Annotated in this window: 16 protein-coding genes; 1 reads left to right on the top strand and 15 read right to left on the bottom strand. The window is 66.0% G+C overall.

Annotated elements, in window-relative coordinates; all coding sequences use genetic code 11:
- Window positions 1-3: 3 nt before the first annotated feature.
- A complete protein-coding gene (gene dnaE / locus FM104_RS02265) occupies window positions 4-3,522 on the bottom strand; it encodes a DNA polymerase III subunit alpha (protein ID WP_087129839.1) in 3,519 nt (1,172 codons plus the stop codon).
- A gap of 64 nt (window positions 3,523-3,586) precedes the next feature.
- Between dnaE and FM104_RS02270 the strand changes: the two genes are divergently transcribed.
- On the top strand, window positions 3,587-4,069 hold the full coding sequence (locus FM104_RS02270) for an NUDIX hydrolase (RefSeq protein ID WP_087129840.1): 483 nt from the start codon (window positions 3,587-3,589) through the stop codon (window positions 4,067-4,069).
- A gap of 41 nt (window positions 4,070-4,110) precedes the next feature.
- Here FM104_RS02270 and FM104_RS02275 read toward each other — a convergent pair whose 3' ends face one another.
- From FM104_RS02275 to FM104_RS02340, 14 genes are all read right to left on the bottom strand, one after another.
- Window positions 4,111-5,031, bottom strand: coding sequence for an RluA family pseudouridine synthase (locus FM104_RS02275; RefSeq protein WP_087129841.1), 921 nt, complete (start codon window positions 5,029-5,031; stop codon window positions 4,111-4,113).
- A 2-nt stretch (window positions 5,032-5,033) separates the two neighbouring features.
- Window positions 5,034-5,600 (bottom strand): signal peptidase II, encoded by a 567-nt coding sequence (lspA, locus tag FM104_RS02280; RefSeq protein WP_087129842.1) that lies wholly within the window; start codon window positions 5,598-5,600, stop codon window positions 5,034-5,036.
- Between the two features lie 7 nt (window positions 5,601-5,607).
- A complete protein-coding gene (locus FM104_RS02285) occupies window positions 5,608-6,192 on the bottom strand; it encodes a DivIVA domain-containing protein (RefSeq protein ID WP_087129843.1) in 585 nt (194 codons plus the stop codon).
- Window positions 6,193-6,335: 143 nt separating this feature from the next.
- Window positions 6,336-6,638 (bottom strand): YggT family protein, encoded by a 303-nt coding sequence (locus tag FM104_RS02290; protein WP_087129844.1) that lies wholly within the window; start codon window positions 6,636-6,638, stop codon window positions 6,336-6,338.
- 3 nt (window positions 6,639-6,641) lie between these two features.
- The gene (locus tag FM104_RS02295) at window positions 6,642-7,112 is read right to left on the bottom strand and encodes a cell division protein SepF (RefSeq protein WP_087129845.1); all 471 of its coding nucleotides are present in this window, start codon (window positions 7,110-7,112) and stop codon (window positions 6,642-6,644) included.
- Window positions 7,113-7,156: 44 nt separating this feature from the next.
- Complete coding sequence (locus FM104_RS02300) at window positions 7,157-7,831, bottom strand: YggS family pyridoxal phosphate-dependent enzyme (RefSeq protein ID WP_087129846.1); 675 nt, start codon at window positions 7,829-7,831, stop codon at window positions 7,157-7,159.
- Complete coding sequence (gene ftsZ / locus FM104_RS02305; RefSeq protein WP_087129847.1) at window positions 7,828-8,958, bottom strand: cell division protein FtsZ; 1,131 nt, start codon at window positions 8,956-8,958, stop codon at window positions 7,828-7,830. Before ftsZ ends, FM104_RS02300 begins: the two co-directional genes overlap by 4 nt.
- 184 nt (window positions 8,959-9,142) lie before the next feature.
- The gene (locus FM104_RS02310) at window positions 9,143-10,117 is read right to left on the bottom strand and encodes an FtsQ-type POTRA domain-containing protein (protein WP_256971475.1); all 975 of its coding nucleotides are present in this window, start codon (window positions 10,115-10,117) and stop codon (window positions 9,143-9,145) included.
- Window position 10,118: 1 nt separating this feature from the next.
- On the bottom strand, window positions 10,119-11,519 hold the full coding sequence (murC, locus tag FM104_RS02315) for a UDP-N-acetylmuramate--L-alanine ligase (RefSeq protein WP_087129848.1): 1,401 nt from the start codon (window positions 11,517-11,519) through the stop codon (window positions 10,119-10,121).
- Window positions 11,520-11,531: 12 nt separating this feature from the next.
- On the bottom strand, window positions 11,532-12,605 hold the full coding sequence (locus FM104_RS02320) for a UDP-N-acetylglucosamine--N-acetylmuramyl-(pentapeptide) pyrophosphoryl-undecaprenol N-acetylglucosamine transferase (RefSeq protein WP_087129849.1): 1,074 nt from the start codon (window positions 12,603-12,605) through the stop codon (window positions 11,532-11,534).
- On the bottom strand, window positions 12,602-13,810 hold the full coding sequence (locus FM104_RS02325) for an FtsW/RodA/SpoVE family cell cycle protein (protein WP_087129850.1): 1,209 nt from the start codon (window positions 13,808-13,810) through the stop codon (window positions 12,602-12,604). The genes FM104_RS02320 and FM104_RS02325 overlap by 4 nt, the downstream gene beginning before the upstream one ends.
- Complete coding sequence (gene murD, locus FM104_RS02330) at window positions 13,779-15,311, bottom strand: UDP-N-acetylmuramoyl-L-alanine--D-glutamate ligase (RefSeq protein ID WP_256971476.1); 1,533 nt, start codon at window positions 15,309-15,311, stop codon at window positions 13,779-13,781. The genes FM104_RS02325 and murD overlap by 32 nt, the downstream gene beginning before the upstream one ends.
- Window positions 15,308-16,408, bottom strand: coding sequence for a phospho-N-acetylmuramoyl-pentapeptide-transferase (mraY, locus tag FM104_RS02335; protein ID WP_087129852.1), 1,101 nt, complete (start codon window positions 16,406-16,408; stop codon window positions 15,308-15,310). The genes murD and mraY overlap by 4 nt, the downstream gene beginning before the upstream one ends.
- The gene (locus FM104_RS02340) at window positions 16,405-17,817 is read right to left on the bottom strand and encodes a UDP-N-acetylmuramoyl-tripeptide--D-alanyl-D-alanine ligase (protein ID WP_087129853.1); all 1,413 of its coding nucleotides are present in this window, start codon (window positions 17,815-17,817) and stop codon (window positions 16,405-16,407) included. The genes mraY and FM104_RS02340 overlap by 4 nt, the downstream gene beginning before the upstream one ends.
- Window positions 17,818-17,821 lie beyond the last annotated feature (4 nt).

The raw sequence follows: 17,821 nt of genomic DNA on the forward strand, positions 1-17,821 counted from the left end.
CGATTACCCCAGGCAGGCAGGCCCGAGAAGCGACTTCAGATCGCCGAACAGGTCGGCGGACACTCTCACCGGCATCGGCACTTCGAAGACTTTCGCCGTGCCGGCCCGATGCACCCGCAGCAGCACCTCGGTCTCCCCCGCGTGGCGCCGCAGCACCTCAGCCAGGTCGTTCATGGTGCGCTCCGTCGCACGCTGTTCGGCGACGAGCAGCGACAGGGGGCCGGACTCGTCGAACGATCCGACATCCGGGGCGAATGCCGACTGCGCATGCAGGTTCAGTCCGTCGTCGCGGCGCGATACGCGTCCGCGCACTGCGAGGATTGCGTCCTGCTGCAGCGTGTGCTGGAACTCGGTGTAGGTCTTGCCCATGAACATGACAGTGACCTCGCCGTTGAAGTCTTCGACGGTGATCATGCCGTACGGGTTTCCACTGGCTTTCGCGACCCGATGCTGGACGCTCGTGACGAGGCCGGCCACCGTCACCTGATCGCCGTCCTGCAGTTCTTCGGAGGTCAGCAGGCCGTTGATCGAGATCGTCGCGTGCTTGGCCAGCGGCACTTCCAGCCCCGCCAGCGGATGGTCAGAGACGTAGAGCCCGAGCATCTCGCGCTCGAAGGCGAGCTTGTCCTTCTTCGTCCACTCCGGCCGCTCGGGCACCTTCGCTGGCGGTGCCTCTTCGGTTCCGTCGTAGAGGCTGTCGAAATCAAACCCGATCGCGCCCTGGGCTTCGTTTCGCTTGCGGTCGACGGCAGCCTCGGTGGCATCCTCATGGATCTCCATCAGCGCACGCCTGCTATCGCCCATCGTGTCGAAGGCCCCCGCCTTGATGAGCGATTCGACGGTGCGCTTGTTGGCGACATGCAGCGGCACCCGGCCGAGGAAATCATGGAAGGAGGAGAACGTCTCGCCCTCGCGCGACGCGATGATCCCGTCGACGACGTTGCTGCCGACGTTTCGCACCGCACCGAGCCCGAAGCGGATGTCTTCTCCGACGGCGGCGAAATAGTTGATCGATTCGGAGACGTCAGGCGGAAGCACCTTGATGCCCATCCGACGGCACTCGTTCAGATACAGTGCCATCTTGTCCTTGGAATCGCTGACACTGGTGAGCAGTGCGGCCATGTACTCGGCCGGATAGTGCGCCTTCAGATACGCGGTCCAGTACGAGACCATCCCGTACGCCGCGGAGTGCGCCTTGTTGAACGCGTAGTCCGAGAACGGCAGCAGAATCTCCCACAGCGCCTGCACCGCGGCATCCGAATAGCCGTTGGCCTGCATCCCCGAATGAAAGCCCTCGTACTGCTTGTCGAGTTCGGACTTCTTCTTCTTGCCCATCGCGCGTCGGAGGATGTCTGCTTGTCCGAGCGAGAAGCCGGCCACGCGCTGCGCGATGGCCATCACCTGCTCCTGGTAGATGATCAGACCGTAGGACTCTTCGAGGATCTCGGCCAGCGACTCGGTGAACTCGGGGTGGATCGGGGTGATCGGCTGCTGGCCGTTCTTGCGCAGCGCATAGTTGATGTGCGAATTGGCACCCATCGGCCCCGGCCGATACAGCGCGATGAGCGCGGAGATGTCACCGAAGTTGTCCGGCTTCATCAGTCGCATCAGCGACCGCATCGGGCCGCCGTCCAGCTGGAACACGCCCAGCGAATCACCGCGGGTGAGCAGGTCGTAGGCGGGCCGGTCGTCGAGTTCGAGGTGTTCGAGGTCGACCTCTTCACCTCGGTTCGTGCGGATGTTGTCCAGCGCATCCGAGATGATCGTGAGGTTGCGGAGCCCCAGGAAGTCCATCTTGATCAGGCCGAGAGACTCGCAGGAGGGATAGTCGAACTGCGTGACGATCTGACCGTCCTGCTCGCGCTTCATGATCGGGATGATGTCGAGCAGCGGGTCGGACGACATGATCACACCTGCGGCGTGCACACCCCACTGGCGCTTCAGTCCCTCGAGTCCGATGGCACGGTCAAAGACGGTCTTCGCCTCGGGATCCGTGTCGATCAGCGCGCGGAACTCGCTCGCCTCCTTGTAGCGGCCGTGCTCCTTGTCGTACATTCCGCTGAGCGGCATGTCCTTGCCCATGACCGGCGGCGGCATCGCCTTGGTGAGGCGGTCGCCCATGCTGAAGGGGAAGCCCAGTACCCGGCTGGCGTCTTTCAGCGCCTGCTTCGATTTGATGGTGCCGTAGGTGACGATCTGCGCGACGCGCTCGGAGCCGTACTTCTCGGTGACATAGTCGATCACTTCGCCGCGGCGCCGATCATCGAAGTCGACGTCGAAGTCGGGCATCGAGACGCGATCCGGGTTCAGGAACCGCTCGAAGATGAGACCGTGCTCGAGGGGGTCGAGATCGGTGATCCTCATCGCATAGGCGACCATGGAGCCCGCGCCCGATCCGCGCCCCGGCCCCACGCGGATGCCGTTGTCCTTGGCCCAGTTGATGAAGTCGGCGACCACGAGGAAGTATCCGGGAAAGCCCATCTGCAGGATGATGCCGGTCTCGTACTCGGCCTGCTTGCGGACCTTGTCCGGGATGCCGTTCGGATAGCGGTAGTGCAGCCCCTGCTCGACCTCCTTGACGAGCCAGCTGTCCTCGGTCTCGCCGTCGGGCACGGGAAAGCGCGGCATGTAGTTGGCCGAAGTGTCGAACTCGACGTTGCAGCGCTCGGCGATCAGCAGCGTGTTGTCGCACGCCTCAGGGTGATCCCGGAACATCTGGCGCATCTCCTGCGCGGTCTTGACGTAGTAGCCGTCTCCGTTGAACCTGAACCGGTTCGGGTCGTCCATCGTCGATCCGGACTGCACGCACAGCAGAGCCTCATGGGCATCCGCCTCATGCTGGTGCGTGTAGTGCGAGTCATTGGTCGCGACCAGCGGGATGTTCAGATCTTTCGAGATGCGCAGCAGATCGGTGATGACGCGACGCTCGATCTCCAGACCATGGTCCATGATCTCGACGAAGTAGTTGTCTTTGCCATAGATGTCCTGGAACTCTGCAGCAGCAGCCCGCGCGGCGTCGTACTGCCCCAGACGCAGTCGCGTCTGGATCTCACCAGACGGGCAGCCGGTGGTGGCGATCAGACCCTTGCCATAGGTCTGCAGCAGCTCGCGGTCCATGCGCGGTTTGAAGTAGTAGCCCTCGATGCTGGAGAGCGAGCTGAGCCGGAACAGGTTGTGCATGCCGGCGGTGTTCTCAGCCCACAGCGTGGTGTGCGTATAGGCCCCAGAGCCCGAGACGTCGTCGCTCTTCTGATCCGGCGATCCCCAGGCCACACGAGACCTATCGGAGCGGTGCGTGCCTGGCGTCACATAGGCTTCGAGCCCGATGATCGGCTTGATGCCGGCGGCCTTGGCCGCGTTGTAGAACTCGAAAGCGGCGAAGGTGTTGCCGTGGTCGGTCACGGCGATCGCCGGCATCCCGTAGTCGGCGGCAGCCTGGGTCATCGACGCGATCTTCGCGGCACCGTCCAGCATCGAGTACTCGCTGTGGACATGCAGATGAACGAAGGAGTCGGATGCCATGCCATCGAGTCTACGAGGGGTCTCCGACGGTCGGGCTCCCCACCCGCGCGGGTACGCTCAGAGCATGGCCACCCCTGAATTCGTACTCCAGCTCCGCGAGCACATCGGGCATGCCCCCTTGCCCCTGGTGGGAGCGACAGCGATCGTCTTCCGCGACGAGAAGGTGCTGCTCGGCAAGCGCGCCGACAACGGTTCCTGGCAGGCCATCGCCGGCATCGTCGAGCCCGGGGAGGAGCCTGCGGATGCCGCCGTTCGCGAGTGCCTGGAGGAGGCCGGCGTCGTCGTCTCCGTCGATCGGCTCGCGCTGGTCCAGCGGATGCCGCGCGTCACTCACGTCAACGGCGACCAGGTCGACTACATGGATATCGTGTTCCGCTGCTCCTGGGTATCGGGCGAGCCGCATCCCGCAGACGGCGAACTCACCCAGGTGGGCTTCTACGATCTTGCCGACATGGGCGAGATCAGCGCCGAGCATCGGCGCAAGATCGCCCTCGCTGTCGCGGAGGACGACGCCGCGCACTTCCGCGGCGGTCGTGCACCCCGCTGAACCACACCTACCCGCTGCGTACCCGAGGATCGGCTGGCGGGTTACTCGCCGCGCAGCACGGCCAGGGCGTGCTGGAAATCCTCCGGGTACGGAGACTCGAATTGCACCCACTGGCCGGTCGCGGGGTGCGTGAACGCCAGCCGATGCGCCTGCAGCCACTGCCTGGTCAGTCCCAGCCGCTGCGACATCGTCGGGTCGGCGCCGTACAGCGGATCGCCCACGCACGGATGCCGATGTGCGGCCATGTGCACGCGGATCTGATGCGTGCGGCCGGTCTCGAGGTGGATCTCCAGCAGTGAGGCACCGGGAAACGCCTCCAGCGTCTCGTAGTGCGTCACCGAGGGCTTGCCATCCGGCGTCACCGCGAACTTCCAACTGTGGTGCGGATGCCGCCCGATCGGCGCCTCGATCGTTCCGACGAGCGGATCGGGATGCCCCTGCACCACCGCGTGATAGATCTTCTCCACCGTGCGCTCCTTGAACGCGCGCTTGAGATCCGTATAGGCCGATTCGGTCTTGGCGACGACCATCAGGCCGCTGGTGCCGACGTCGAGCCGATGCACGACCCCCTGACGCTCGGCTGCACCGGTGGTGGCGATGCGGAACCCCGCCGCGGCGAGAGCACCGACCACCGTCGGTCCCTCCCATCCCGGCGACGGATGCGCCGCGACGCCTGTGGGCTTGTCGACGACGACGATGTCGTCGTCGTCGTAGACGATGCCGAGGTCGGGGACGGCGATCGGAATGATGCGCGGCTCTTCCTTCGGCTTCCAGCTCACCTCGAGCCACCCGCCTGCTTGGAGCCGGTCGGACTTTCCGAGTGCAGCGCCGTCGAGGGTCACACCGCCCGATTCGGCGACCTCAGCGGCAAACGTGCGCGAGAAGCCGAGCATCTTCGCCAATGCGGCATCGACGCGCGTTCCCTCCAGCCCGTCGGGGACGGGCAGACTGCGGGACTGCATACTCACGGCTCAGCGGTCGCGGCCGCAGCATCCGGCGTCGTCGCGTCCTTGGCATGGTCGCGCTCACGTGTTCCATCCAGCCGCAGACCGAGCACGACGAGCAGCGCGACCGAGATCATTCCGGTGACGATGAAGACGTCGGCGACGTTGAAGATCGCCGGCATCATCCACGGCATCGAGATCATGTCGACGACCTCGCCGACCGGGAATCCAGGATGCCGGAAAAGCCGATCGCCCAGGTTTCCCATCACCCCGCCGAGGAGGCAGCCGAGCACGATCGCCCACAGGCGCGAGCGCACGCCCAGTGATTTCCAGACGATGACGCCGGCGACGACCGCGAGCGCGATGGTGAAGATCCACGTGACGCCGGACCCGAGCGAGAAAGCCGCACCGGGGTTGCGCACATAGATCAGTTCAAGAAACCTCCCCAGCACCGGAACGGTCTCGCCCATGGGCAGATTCTGGATGGTGAGGTACTTCACAAACTGATCGGCGGCCAGTACGACGATCGCGAGAATCGCGACGATCGCACCGGCCGCCGACCGATGAAGAGGACGTCGTCCTGCCAACGGTGACCTACAGGCCGATGGCGGAGACGGGCGTCGAGTCCGTCGGCGACTTCTGGTCGAGGTCGCGGAGCTGACCCTCGATCATTGCGCGGAGCTCGCCGCGGTAGTCGCGCTCGAACTCGCGCAGCTCGGTGATGCGGCCCTCGAGGGTGTTGCGCTCGCGCTCCAGGCGTGCCGACTCCTCGCGCTGCTTCGCCTCGGCCTCGGTGCGAATGCGCGCGACCTCGGTCTCGGCGTCGGAGATCAGCTGCTGGCGCTTGGCCTCACCCTCGGCGACGTGCTCGTCATGCAGACGCTGAGCGAGCTCGATGATGCCGGCAGATGTTCCGGTCGGCGAGGACTCGGCCGCAGGAGCGGCAGGAGCCTGCGCGGCAGGCACGGCGATCGGCGCAGCGGCCTCAGGAGCTTCTGCACCCTGGCCCGACTCGAACGCAGCCAGCTTGGCCTTCAGCTCGTTGTTCTCTTCGATCGTCTTTCGCCACTCAACGACGATCTCGTCGAGGTAGTCGTCGACTTCTTCAGGGTCGAAGCCGTCCTTGAAGCGGACGTGCTGGAACTCCTTGTGGACGACGTCATCCGGGGTAAGTGCCATGGGTGGCTCCTCTTTCGATGAGTTCGGTTGCCAGTCGGTGAGAGCCGGCGCAGTTATTCATTCGACGCGTATCCGGAGGCGCGTCTGGGAGCCAAGCATAGCCCCCTCGGCTGTGCGATGCGATGCGGGCGCACCTCTTTGCGTCAGGTCAGAGCGCGCACGATCGACATCAGGATGAGCACGCAGATCATCGTCAGCGTGAACCCGAAATCGAGCGAGAGCGTGCCGATCCGCAGCGGCGGCACGAGTTTCCGGAAGAACCGGATCGGCGGGTCGGTGATCACGTAGATGAACTCCGCGATGACCAGACCGAAGCCTTTGGGCCGCCATTCACGGTTGAACAGCGGAATGTAGTCCAGCACAAGCCGTGCGATCAGCACCAGCACATACAGCGTGAGCACCAGTTCGGCGATGCCGCCGACGATGCTGAGAACCGCAGACCCCACGGGTCAGGAGTGATCGAACGAGGCGGATTCCGCCTGCGCGATACCACCCTGCCCGGACACGGCGATGTTCTCGGGCGACAGCAGGAACACCTTGCTCGTGACCCGCTCGATGCGGCCGTACAGCCCCAGCGAGAGACCGCTTGCGAAGTCGATGAGGCGGCGCGCGTCGGCATCGCTCATCTGCGAGAGGTTGATGATCACCGGAACGCCCTCGCGGAAGTTCTCGGCGATCACCTGAGCGTCGCGGTACTGCTTGGGGTGCACGGTGAGAATCTCGTTCACGGCGCCCGCAGCGGGCTGACGCACCGCGGTGGGACGACGCAGCGGCGTCACCGGCGCGGGCGCAGGCTCATCGCGCTCACGGTCCCGTTCGCGCGATGCGCGCACGGGCGTCTGCACGGTGTCCTCGTCGTAGGCCTCTTCCTCGTCGGCGAGGCCGAGATACACCATGGTCTTCTTCAGTGGGTTACCCATCGTGTCCTCCGGTTCGAACGGTGCGGGCTGGTCTGGTTGAAAGGTTAACCCCGGTCGGGGCGGGGTCCTGTGATTGCGGTGCCGATCCGCAGGTGTGTCGCGTCTGCGGCGATCGCCTCGGTGAAGTCGCCGGTCATCCCCGCAGAGATCCAGGTCGCCTCCGGTGCGAGACGGCGGATGCCATCGGCAACGGTCCGCAGCCGCGCGAAGGCTGCTGCGGGCTCTTCGTCCAATGGCGCGACGGCCATGACGCCTCGCAGCCGCAGAGAGTCCAGGCTGAGCACGTGCTCAGCCAGCTCCTCGGCGTCGCTGAGTGCCGTTCCGCCGCGTCCGGCATCCTGAGTGAGATTGACCTGCACGAGAACGTCCAGGACGTCGTGCTCGGCTGCGCGATGCAGTGCATCAGCGAGCCGCATGCGATCTACCGAGTGCACCGCCTCGGCCGCACGGCGGATGGCTGCGGCTTTGTTGGTCTGCGCCTGGCCGACGAAGTGCCAGCGCGTATCGAGGTCCCAGGCCTCAGCGCGCTTCGCCGTCAGCTCCTGCTGCCGATTCTCGCCGACGTCGCGCACTCCGAGTGCGTGCAGATCTCGAACCAGCTGCGCCGGGTGGAACTTCGTCACCACGATCCGGGTGATCTCCTCGGGGGTGCGACCCGCCTGGCGCGCGGAATCGGCGATCTTCTCATCGATCGCCGACAGCCGCGCAGCCAGAGTCACTTCAGGAACTCGGGAACGTCGATGTCGTCATCGTCGAACGCGGGCTCGATGCTGGATGCCGTGGGCCTGGCCGGCTCCACCGGCACCTCGACAGCAGGCTCCTGCTCATCGACGCGCACCTCGGGCAGCGGGTTCGCCGCCGGGCGCTCCACCACCATCGGCTCCAGTCGTGTAGTGGGCTCACCACCGTCGAACCCCGCGGCGATGACGGTGACGCGCACCTCGTCGCCGAGGGTGTCGTCGATGACGGTACCGAAGATGATGTTCGCCTCCGGGTGCGCTGCCTCCTTGACCAGGTCAGCGGCATCGTGAATCTCGAAGATGCCGAGGTTGGAGCCGCCCTGGATCGACAGCAGCACACCGTGCGCGCCCTCGATCGATGCTTCGAGCAGCGGCGACTCGACAGCGAGCTCGGCCGCCTTGATCGCACGGTCGGCGCCGCGCGCCGAGCCGATGCCCATCAGCGCGGAACCGGCACCCTGCATGACCGACTTCACGTCCGCGAAGTCGAGGTTGATGAGCCCCGGGGTCGTGATGAGGTCGGTGATGCCCTGCACACCGGCGAGCAGCACCTGGTCGGCGGTGGCGAAGGCCTCGATCATCGAGATGCCGCGGTCGCTGATCTCCAGCAGACGGTCGTTCGGCACGACGATGAGGGTGTCGACCTCTTCCTTCAGCTTCGCGACGCCGGCCTCCGCCTGGCTCTGACGACGGCGCCCCTCGAAGGAGAACGGCTTCGTGACCACACCGATGGTGAGGGCGCCGATCGATTTGGCGATCCGCGCAACGACCGGAGCACCGCCGGTACCCGTGCCGCCGCCTTCACCCGCGGTGACGAAGACCATATCCGCTCCGGTGAGCGCCTGCTCGATCTCCTCCGCGTGATCTTCGGCAGCGCGGCGGCCGACCTCGGGGTCAGCTCCGGCGCCGAGACCGCGCGTCAGTTCCCGCCCCACGTCGAGCTTGACGTCGGCGTCGCTCATCAGCAGCGCCTGCGCGTCGGTGTTGACAGCGATGAACTCGACTCCGCGGAGCCCGAGATCGATCATGCGGTTCACGGCGTTGACGCCGCCACCGCCGACGCCGACGACCTTGATCACGGCGAGGTAGTTCTGGTTCTGGCTCATGGCCGGCCTCCGTTATTCGAGCCTGACGAGGGGTAAACCTTAAACCTCTAGCAGAGGGTTAAAATATTTCCCGGTATTGCGTTCTTGTCATTGACGGTATGCGCAAGCAACGCTGGCGCGCGCAACGACACGGCGTGTCGTTGCGATCGCTTCCCGATGCCGTTCGCCGGCGGGTGCGAAAGCCTCAGCGGACCACCGCAGCGGTCGGCGACGAGACATCGAAACTGCGCCCCTCGGGGACGGCGGCGATCAGTTTGACGAGCACTTCGGCCTTCTCGACCGACTGCTTCTCACTGCCCCAGATGATGCTCTTGCCATCCGCGAGCTTCAGCGTCACATCGTCAGCGGACGATGCCCGCACCTCGACGATCTTCGCTCGCAGATCAGCAGGAAGAGAGCGGATGACGAGACCAGCGCTGCGGAACGCTCCGGAATCCGTGCCCTCGGAGATGGCGAGCCGCGGCTGCCCCTCCGGCTGCTTGGGCGTGGTGGCCAGCACCACTCCGGCGGCATCCACCAGCGTGTAACCGGCATCCGAGCGGATGACGCCGATCGGCGTGCGCTCGACGATGCGCACCAGCAGCTCATGCGGCGGGCGCGCTTCGAGTGCGTACGACTCGATCATCGGAAACTCCATCAGCGCAGATCTCACCGCGCTCGCGTCCACGAGCGCGAGCGGCGATCCGAGCTGATCGGCGAGTGCTTCCTGCACCGTCGCCGCGTCGACGGTCTTCGCTCCGGCGACGGTGATCTCCTCCACGGCGAACAACGGGCTGTATGCCGCGATGACGCTGCCGAGCACGAGCGCGACCACCGCACCGATCGATCCCCACACGATGATCCGCCGGCGTCGCGACCGCTGCGTGAAACGACGGATCTCTGCGCGGAGGGCCTTGCGTCGGGCGCGAGCCGCCCGCCACACGTCACTGCTGCGCACGGGAGCGTCTGCGGCTTCGACATGCACGCCGTCGAGCGCTTCGGTGATGGAATCGGCGCCGGCGTCCGCGGCCTGCTGTGTCGGCTCGTCGTCCCGTCCGGCATCGTCGGAGAGGTTGCGTTCGGATGCTGCAGCGAACCGTCCCTTCCGCGGCCGCGACGCATCGGAGACGATCTGCTCGGGCTCTTCGGCGGGAGCCGGAAGCGGTTCCGGGCGTCGCACGTCAGGCCTCGGGGGTGCGCCGCAGAGACTCGAGGACCTGCGGAATCATCTGGTAGACGTTGCCGCAGCCGAGCGTGACCACGTAGTCGCCCGAACGGGCGATCTTCGCGGTGTAGTCGGCCGCTTCCTGCCAATCCGGCACGTAGTGCACGTGACCCGGGTCGGTGAATGCGCCGCTGACCAGCTCGCCCGTCACGCCAGGCACAGGATCTTCTCGTGCGCCGTAGACGTCGAGCATCACGGTGTGGTCGGCGAACTGCTCGAGAACCTCCGCGAATTCGCGATACATGTGCTGGGTGCGCGAATAGGTGTGCGGCTGCTGGATCGCGATGACGCGACCGGAGCCGGCCACCCCGCGCATCGCCTCGAGTGCTGCGCGCACCTCGGTCGGATGGTGGGAGTAGTCGTCGTAGACGTGCACACCGCGCTCCTCGCCGTGCAGCTCGAGACGGCGCACGGTACCGGCGAAGCCTTCGACCGCGCGCACCGCATCGACCAGCGCATAGCCGAGGGTCAGGAGCACTGCGACCGTGCCTGCGGCATTGATCGCATTGTGCGCCCCCGGGACGGCGAGCTGCATCCGCACCGACTCGTCACCGCGGATGAGCGTCGCCGCGGCTCCGCCGGTGCTGCCGATGTCCGTGATCCGCAGATCGGCGTCATCCGCCTCGCCGAATGTGACGATGTTCGAGTGGGTGAGACCTGCGTGCACCCGCTGCGCGCCGGGGTCATCGGAGGAGATCACCACGGCTTCTCGCGCCTCGTTGCCGAAGGTGACGAAGGCATCGTAGAAAGCGTCTTCCGACGCGAAGAAGTCCAGGTGGTCGGGGTCGACGTTGGTGATCAGCGCGATCGACGTGTCGTAGAGCAGGAAGGTGCCGTCGGATTCGTCGGCTTCGATGACGAAGAGCTCATCGCTGCCGGAAGAGCTCGACAGGCCGAGCTGCTCGATGACGCCGCCGTTGACGAAGTTCGGATCCGCCCCGAGTGCGTGCAGGGCGGTCACCAGCATCCCGGTCGATGATGTCTTGCCGTGAGCGCCGGCGACGGAGACCAGCCGGCGCCCGCCGATCAGCCAGAACAGCGCCTGCGAGCGGTGGATGACGTGCAGTCCGCGTTCCTTGGCGGTGACGAACTCCGGGTTCTCGGGCCAGATCGCGCCGGTGTGGATCACCGTGTCGGCGTCGCCGAGATGCGCGGCGTCGTGGCCGACGTGGACGGTTGCTCCCGCGGCGGCGAGTGCGTGCAGATTGTCGCTGTCCGAGCGGTCGGATCCGGAGACGCGGATGCCGGCATCGAGGAACATGCGGGCGAGGCCGCTCATGCCGGATCCGCCGATGCCGATGAAGTGCGCAGAGGTGATCGTCTCGGGAATGGGAAGGCTGAGGTCGGGTCTGATCATGTCGTGTTCAGTCTACTTTTCTACGAGAGCGCGATCGATCAGAGACACAAGGTTCTCCGTGCCGACGCGGGTGCCGGCATGCTGGGCAGCATCCGCCATCCGTGAGATCCGGGCGCTGTCTGCCAGCAGCGGAATCACCTGCGCGCGCACGGACGCACCGCTGAAGGTCTCGTCGTCGAGCAGAATCGCTGCGCCCGCGGAGACGGCGGATGCGGCGTTCAGACGCTGCTCGCCGTTGCCGACCGAATACGGCACGTATACGGCAGGAATCCCCAGTGCGCTGATCTCGCTCACCGTAGCCGAGCCGGCTCGCGAGACGATCAGGTCAGCAAGGGCGAAAGCCAGATCCATGCGGTCGAGGTAGCGGCGCATCGTGTAGCCGGACACCCCGGGATCGACCAGTTCGCTGCGCTCCCCCGTGGCGTGCAGCAGCTGCCAGCCGGCATCGAGAACATCCCGCCAGGCATCGGCGAAGGCGTTGTTCAGTCGCAGCGCCCCCAGCGAACCTCCGAAGACGAGCAGCACCGGCTTATCGGCATCGAGGCCGAACGCCGCAGCCGCCTCGGCACGCACTGCCGCACGGTCGAGGTCGACGATCTCTCGGCGCAGCGGCATTCCGACGACCTCTCCGCGCTTGAGCGGCGTGCCCTCGAACGCGACGCCGACTCCGGCGGCGCTGCGGGCACCGAGCACGTTCGCGAGGCCCGGCTTCGCGTTGGCCTCGTGCACCACGAACGGCACCTTCTCACGGCGGGCCGCGACGTAGGCGGGCGCTGATGCGTAGCCCCCGAAACCGACCACGACATCCACGGCATTGTCACGGATGTGTGCGCGCACCTGTGCGATCGCGCGCCGGAATCGCGCGGGAAAGGCCAGCGCGGCACGGTTCGGTCGGCGTGGGAACGGCACTTTGTCGACGACGAGCAACTCGTAGCCGCGCTCGGGCACGAGACGTGCCTCAAGGCCCTCTTTCGTGCCCAGCACCAGCACCGTGTCGCCTTCACGTTCGCGCAGCATATCCGCCACGGCGAGCAGGGGGTTCACATGACCGGCGGTGCCTCCGCCGGCAAGAAGGTAGGTGGTCACCTGGCGACCTTAGCCTTCCGGGATGCGGGCTGTGTGAGAGCGGTGCTGCGAGCGGGCAGAGTTCGGGCGAACGAGAGCAGCACTCCACTGGCGATCAGAGCAGACAGCAATGCCGTCCCACCCTGGGATATGAACGGCAGCGGCACGCCCATGACGGGGAAGATCCGCAGCACGACACCGATGTTGAAGAATGCCTGCCCCACGATCCACACGGCGATGCCGCCGGCTGCGATGCGCACGAAGGTGTCGTCGGTGCGGCGGATGATGCGGAACGCACCGACGGCATAGACCGCGAACAGCGCCAGCACGAGCAGGCAGCCGATGAGCCCCAGCTCTTCGCCGACGATCGCGAAGATGTAGTCGCTGGCGGCCTCGGGCAGCCAGTACTTCTCCTGCGAGTTGCCGAGACCGACGCCGAAGAAGCCGCCGTTCGCCATGCCCCATACGCCGTGCACGGCTTGGTAGCACTCATTGCTCTTATCGCATGCGTCGGGGTTGAAGGCAGCCAGAATGCGCTTCATGCGGTTATCGCTGGACAGCGCGAAGGCGAGCACTGCCACCAGCCCGCCCAGCAGAGGAAGGATGAACAGCCGCAGCTTGACGCCGGAGAAGAACAGGCATCCGAGCACCACCAGCACCATGACCATCACCGTGCCGAGGTCATCGCCCGCGAGCACCGTGCCGATGACCAGCACCGACACGGGGACGACGGGGATGAAGACATGGTGCCAGATGCCCAAGCGCGCTTGCTTGCGTCGCAGGACGAACGCGATCCACAGCGCCAGAGCCAGCTTCAAGAATTCAGATGGCTGCCACTGGATGCCAGCGATCTTGACCCAGTTCTGGTTTCCGAATGACGACACTCCCAGTCCCGGCACGAAGACGAGCAGCTGAAGGGCGGTAGCGCCGATCAGTGCCGGCCATGCCAGCTTTCCCAGGATGCGAATCGGAAGCCGACTCACCAGGAACATGAGCGGCAGCCCGATGAGCACGAAGATGCTCTGCTTCACCGCGGTATCGAACGGTGCAGTGGGGTGCGCGTTCGTTGCCGAGAGCACCATCACCAATCCGAACAGCGACAGGAGAGTCGCCGTCGAGCTGATCATCACGAACTCGGTGGAGGGCGGCGTGAAAAGGCGTCCGAGTGAGACGCGCGCCGCGAGGCCTCTGCCTTCAGTGCGCGGCGGGTGAGCCGTGTGCGTCATCTGCGCTTCCCCGCTCTATCCAGTTGCGCACCGCCTGGGCGAAGCGCTCTCCCCGGTCCGCGTAGCTGGCGAACTGGTCGAAGGAAGCCGCGGCGGGAGCCAGCAGAACAGTGCCCTCGCCATCGACGATCCTCGTCGCAAGTTCTACGACACGGTCCATGACATCTCCAGTGTCGCCAGGGACCGCCTCGAAGACCGGCACGTGCGACGCGTGTCGCTCGAATGCTCCGAGCACAGCCGATCTGTCGACCCCGATCACGATCGCGGCGGCGGCCGTGGCCCCGGCGCTCGCGACCAGCTCGCTGACTTCGACGCCCTTGAGATCTCCGCCGACGACCCAGACTGCTCCGGGATAGGCGCGCAGCGATGAGGCTGCCGCGTGCGGGTTGGTCGCCTTCGAGTCGTCGATCCACCGGATGCCGCGGTGCTCGGCGATGACCTCGATGCGATGCGCGTCCATTCGGAAGCCCCGCAGCGCCTCGTGGATGGCCTCGGGCTCGACGCCGAACGAGCGCGCGAGTGCAGCGGCTGCGAGGACGTTCTGCACGATGTGCGGGGCGCTCAGACCGGCCGACCGCAGATCGGCGACGGTGGTCAGCTCCAGCGCGCTGTGGCGACGATCGGAATGGAATGCCCGGTCGACGAGGATGCCGTCGACGAGGCCGAGGTCGCTGGGACCCGGCGTGCCGAGATCGAATCCGATCGCGCGCGCACCGGCGACGACGTCGGCTTCTTCGACCATCTGCAGGGTTGCGGCATCGGCTTTGTTGTAGACGCAGGCGAGCTTCGTATTGCGGTAGACGAGCGCCTTCGCAGCCCGGTAGGCATCAGCGCTGCCGTGCCAGACGAGGTGGTCATCGGCCAGGTTGAGGCACGTGGCGGCGTGCGGGACGAGCTGGCCTGCTTGCTCGGAGAGCCCCAGGTACCAGAGCTGATGGCTGGAGAGCTCGACGACGAGGACATCGAAACCCGCGGGATCGCGCACGGCATCCAGCACCGGGACGCCGATGTTGCCGCAGGGGGCAGCACGCAGTCCGCCGGCGTTCAGCAGTGCTGCGGTGAGCTGTGTGGTCGTCGTCTTTCCATTGGTGCCCGTGATCAGCACCCATTCAGCAGGTGTTCCGTCGGGCCGCAGCACTTTGTCGCGCACGCGCCAGGCCAGCTCGACATCGCCCCAGAGTGCGATGTTCTGCTGCTGCGTCCATGCGATCACCGGATGCGACGGGGCGAACCCTGGTGAGGCGATGACGACGTCGGGCGCAAAGTCGACGAGCGTCGCGGGCGCCGATGCCAGGGACCCGAGTTCCAGACGCGCACCGATGACGGGGACCAGCTTCGCGTACTCCTCCGATGCGCTCTCCGAGAGCACGAGCACGTCCGCCCCGAGTTCCATCAAGGTGTCAGCGGCCGAGAAGCCAGTGACCGACAGACCGAGTACTGCGACCTTCAGCCCTGCCCAGTCCGCATTCCAACTCGTCAGGGATTCGAGCCGTGCGCTCACACCTGCACCAGCCAGTCGACGTAGAACAATCCGACCGCGGAGACTGCCAGCAGCCCGGCGATGATCCACAGGCGCACGACGATCGTGACTTCCTGCCATCCGCGCATCTCGAGATGGTGATGGAAGGGACTCATCAGGAAAAGGCGCTTGCCTCGCGTGATCTTGAAGTACGCGCGCTGCAGGATCACCGATCCGGACGAGAGCACGAAGATGCCGGCGATCACCAGCAGCAGCAGTTCGGTGCGGGTGAGGATAGCCATCGCGGTGATGACGCCGCCGATGGCCATCGAGCCGACGTCGCCCATGAAGACCTTCGCCTTGGGAGCGTTCCACCAGAGGAAACCGATCAGGCCGCCGGCGAATGCCGCCGACACGGTGGCGAGGTTCAGCGGTTCGCGCACTTCGTAGCATCCGGCCAGGGCAGTGCCCGCGTTGACGCAGGTCTGTTTGAACTGCCAGAAGGCGATCAGGCTGTACGCGCCGACGACGAAGACTCCGGAGCCGGCGGCGAGTCCGTCCAGTCCGTCGGTGAGGTTGACACTGTTCGAGGTCGCGACGCCGATCACCGAGATCCAGATCAGGTAGAGGATCCAGCCGAGCACCGCCCCGAATGCGAACAGGTTCAGCCAGGAGATATCACGGAACAGCGAGACGTAGCCACTCGCCGGGTACTGACCGAGCCGGTTGGGGAAGTTGAGGGCGACCACTCCGAACGGCACGAGCACGAGGAGCTGTCCGACGACCTTGCGCCAGCCGGAGAGGCCGAGGCTGCGCTGACTGCGGATCTTCATGTAATCGTCGATGAAGCCGACGACACCGAAGCCGACCATCAGCCAGAGCACGAGGATCGCCGAGAGAGCCGGCGTGCTGCCGCCGAAGGCCGTGCCGGCGAAATAGCCGACGATCGTGCCCACGATGAAGATCACACCACCCATCGTCGGGGTGCCTCGCTTGGCTTCGTGGCTCGGGTTGGCGATGTCTTCGGGGGTGCGGATGACCTGCCCCCAGCCGATCCTGCGGAACACCTTCAGGAAGACCGGGGTCAGAAAAAGCGAGAAGGCGAGTGATATCGCCGTCGCCATAAGCAAGGACCTCACGAGAACAACTCTCCCAGACGATCGCCGAGATGCCGGAGCCCGACGGAATTGGATGACTTGACCAGTACGCGGTCTCCATCGCGCAACTCGTCCTTCAGGTATTCGAATGCCGCATCCTGATCGGCCAGATGCACGGCCTCGCTGTCCCAGGACCCCTCTCCGACCGCGGCGAGGAAGAGACGGCGGGCCTCGGGACCGACGACGACGATGCGCTGGATGTTGAGCCGCACAGCGAGCAAGCCGATTCGGTCGTGCTCCTCGCCCGCACTCTCACCCAGCTCGCTCATCGCGCCCAGCACCGCGACCGTGCGCTCCCCTGGCCCGACGATCTGCGCGAGAGTGCGCAGTGCCGCAGCCATGGAATCGGGGCTGGCGTTGTAAGCATCATTGATGATGCGCACCCGATCGCTGCCCATCGGCTGCATCCGCCAGCGCTCGGCGAGCTGTACCGTCTCCAGCTGCGTGATCGCCCCCGCGGCCGGAACGCCGAGCACGCCCGCCGCAGCGATCGCGGCGAGAGCATTGCTGATGTGGTGCGCACCGAGCACCTGCAGCCGCAGCGGCATCCGCTCGCCACCGGCCTCGATCTCGCACGACGTGCCTGAGGCGGAGACTTCGAGACTCTCGGCGCGCACGTCGGCGGCGGCGCCCTGCCCGAAGCCGACGACGCGGATGCCGCGACTCTGGGCGATCTCGCGCATGGCCCAGACCCGTGGGTCGTCGGTGTTCAGCACGGCCGTGCCGCCGGACTTCGTGGCGTGCACGAGCTCGGCCTTCGCCATGGCAGTCGCTTCGATGCCGCCGAAACCGCCGGCGTGCGCCAACCCGACCATGAGCACGACCGAGATGTCGGGAGTGACGAGGCCAGCGAGGTGCGCGATGCTCCCGGGGCCTGCGGCGCCGAACTCGCAGACGAGGAACCGGGTGCTGCTGGTGACACGCAGCATCGTCAGCGGCGCGCCCACTTCGTTGTTGTAGGACTTGATCGGAGCGATCGTCTCGCCGACGCTTTCGAGAATGCGGGCGAGGAAGTTCTTCGTCGTCGTCTTGCCGTTGGAGCCGGTGATCCCGACGATCTGCAGTTCACCCTCGCCACGCACTCGCGCGACGACTTCCCGCGCCAGATCGGCCAGCGCCGTGACGGCATCTGCGACGACGATCTGCGAGACCTCGGCATCGACCGGATGCTCCACGACAGCGAGCACGGCACCCGCGTCGACGGCTGCCCCCACGAAGCGATGCCCGTCAGTGGCCTCGCCCGGCTTGGCGACGAAGATCGATCCGGTCTGCATGGCCCGGGAGTCCGTGTCGACGTCGCCGTCGATGATGGTCTCCGGCGCGTCCGTGCCGGACAGACGCAGTTCACCGTGCAGGATCTCAGCGATCTCAGCAAGCGACAGGGCGATCATGTGC

The sequence above is a fragment of the Microbacterium esteraromaticum genome (assembly GCF_900163815.1).
GTDB classification, from domain to species: Bacteria; Actinomycetota; Actinomycetes; order Actinomycetales; family Microbacteriaceae; genus Microbacterium; species Microbacterium esteraromaticum_B.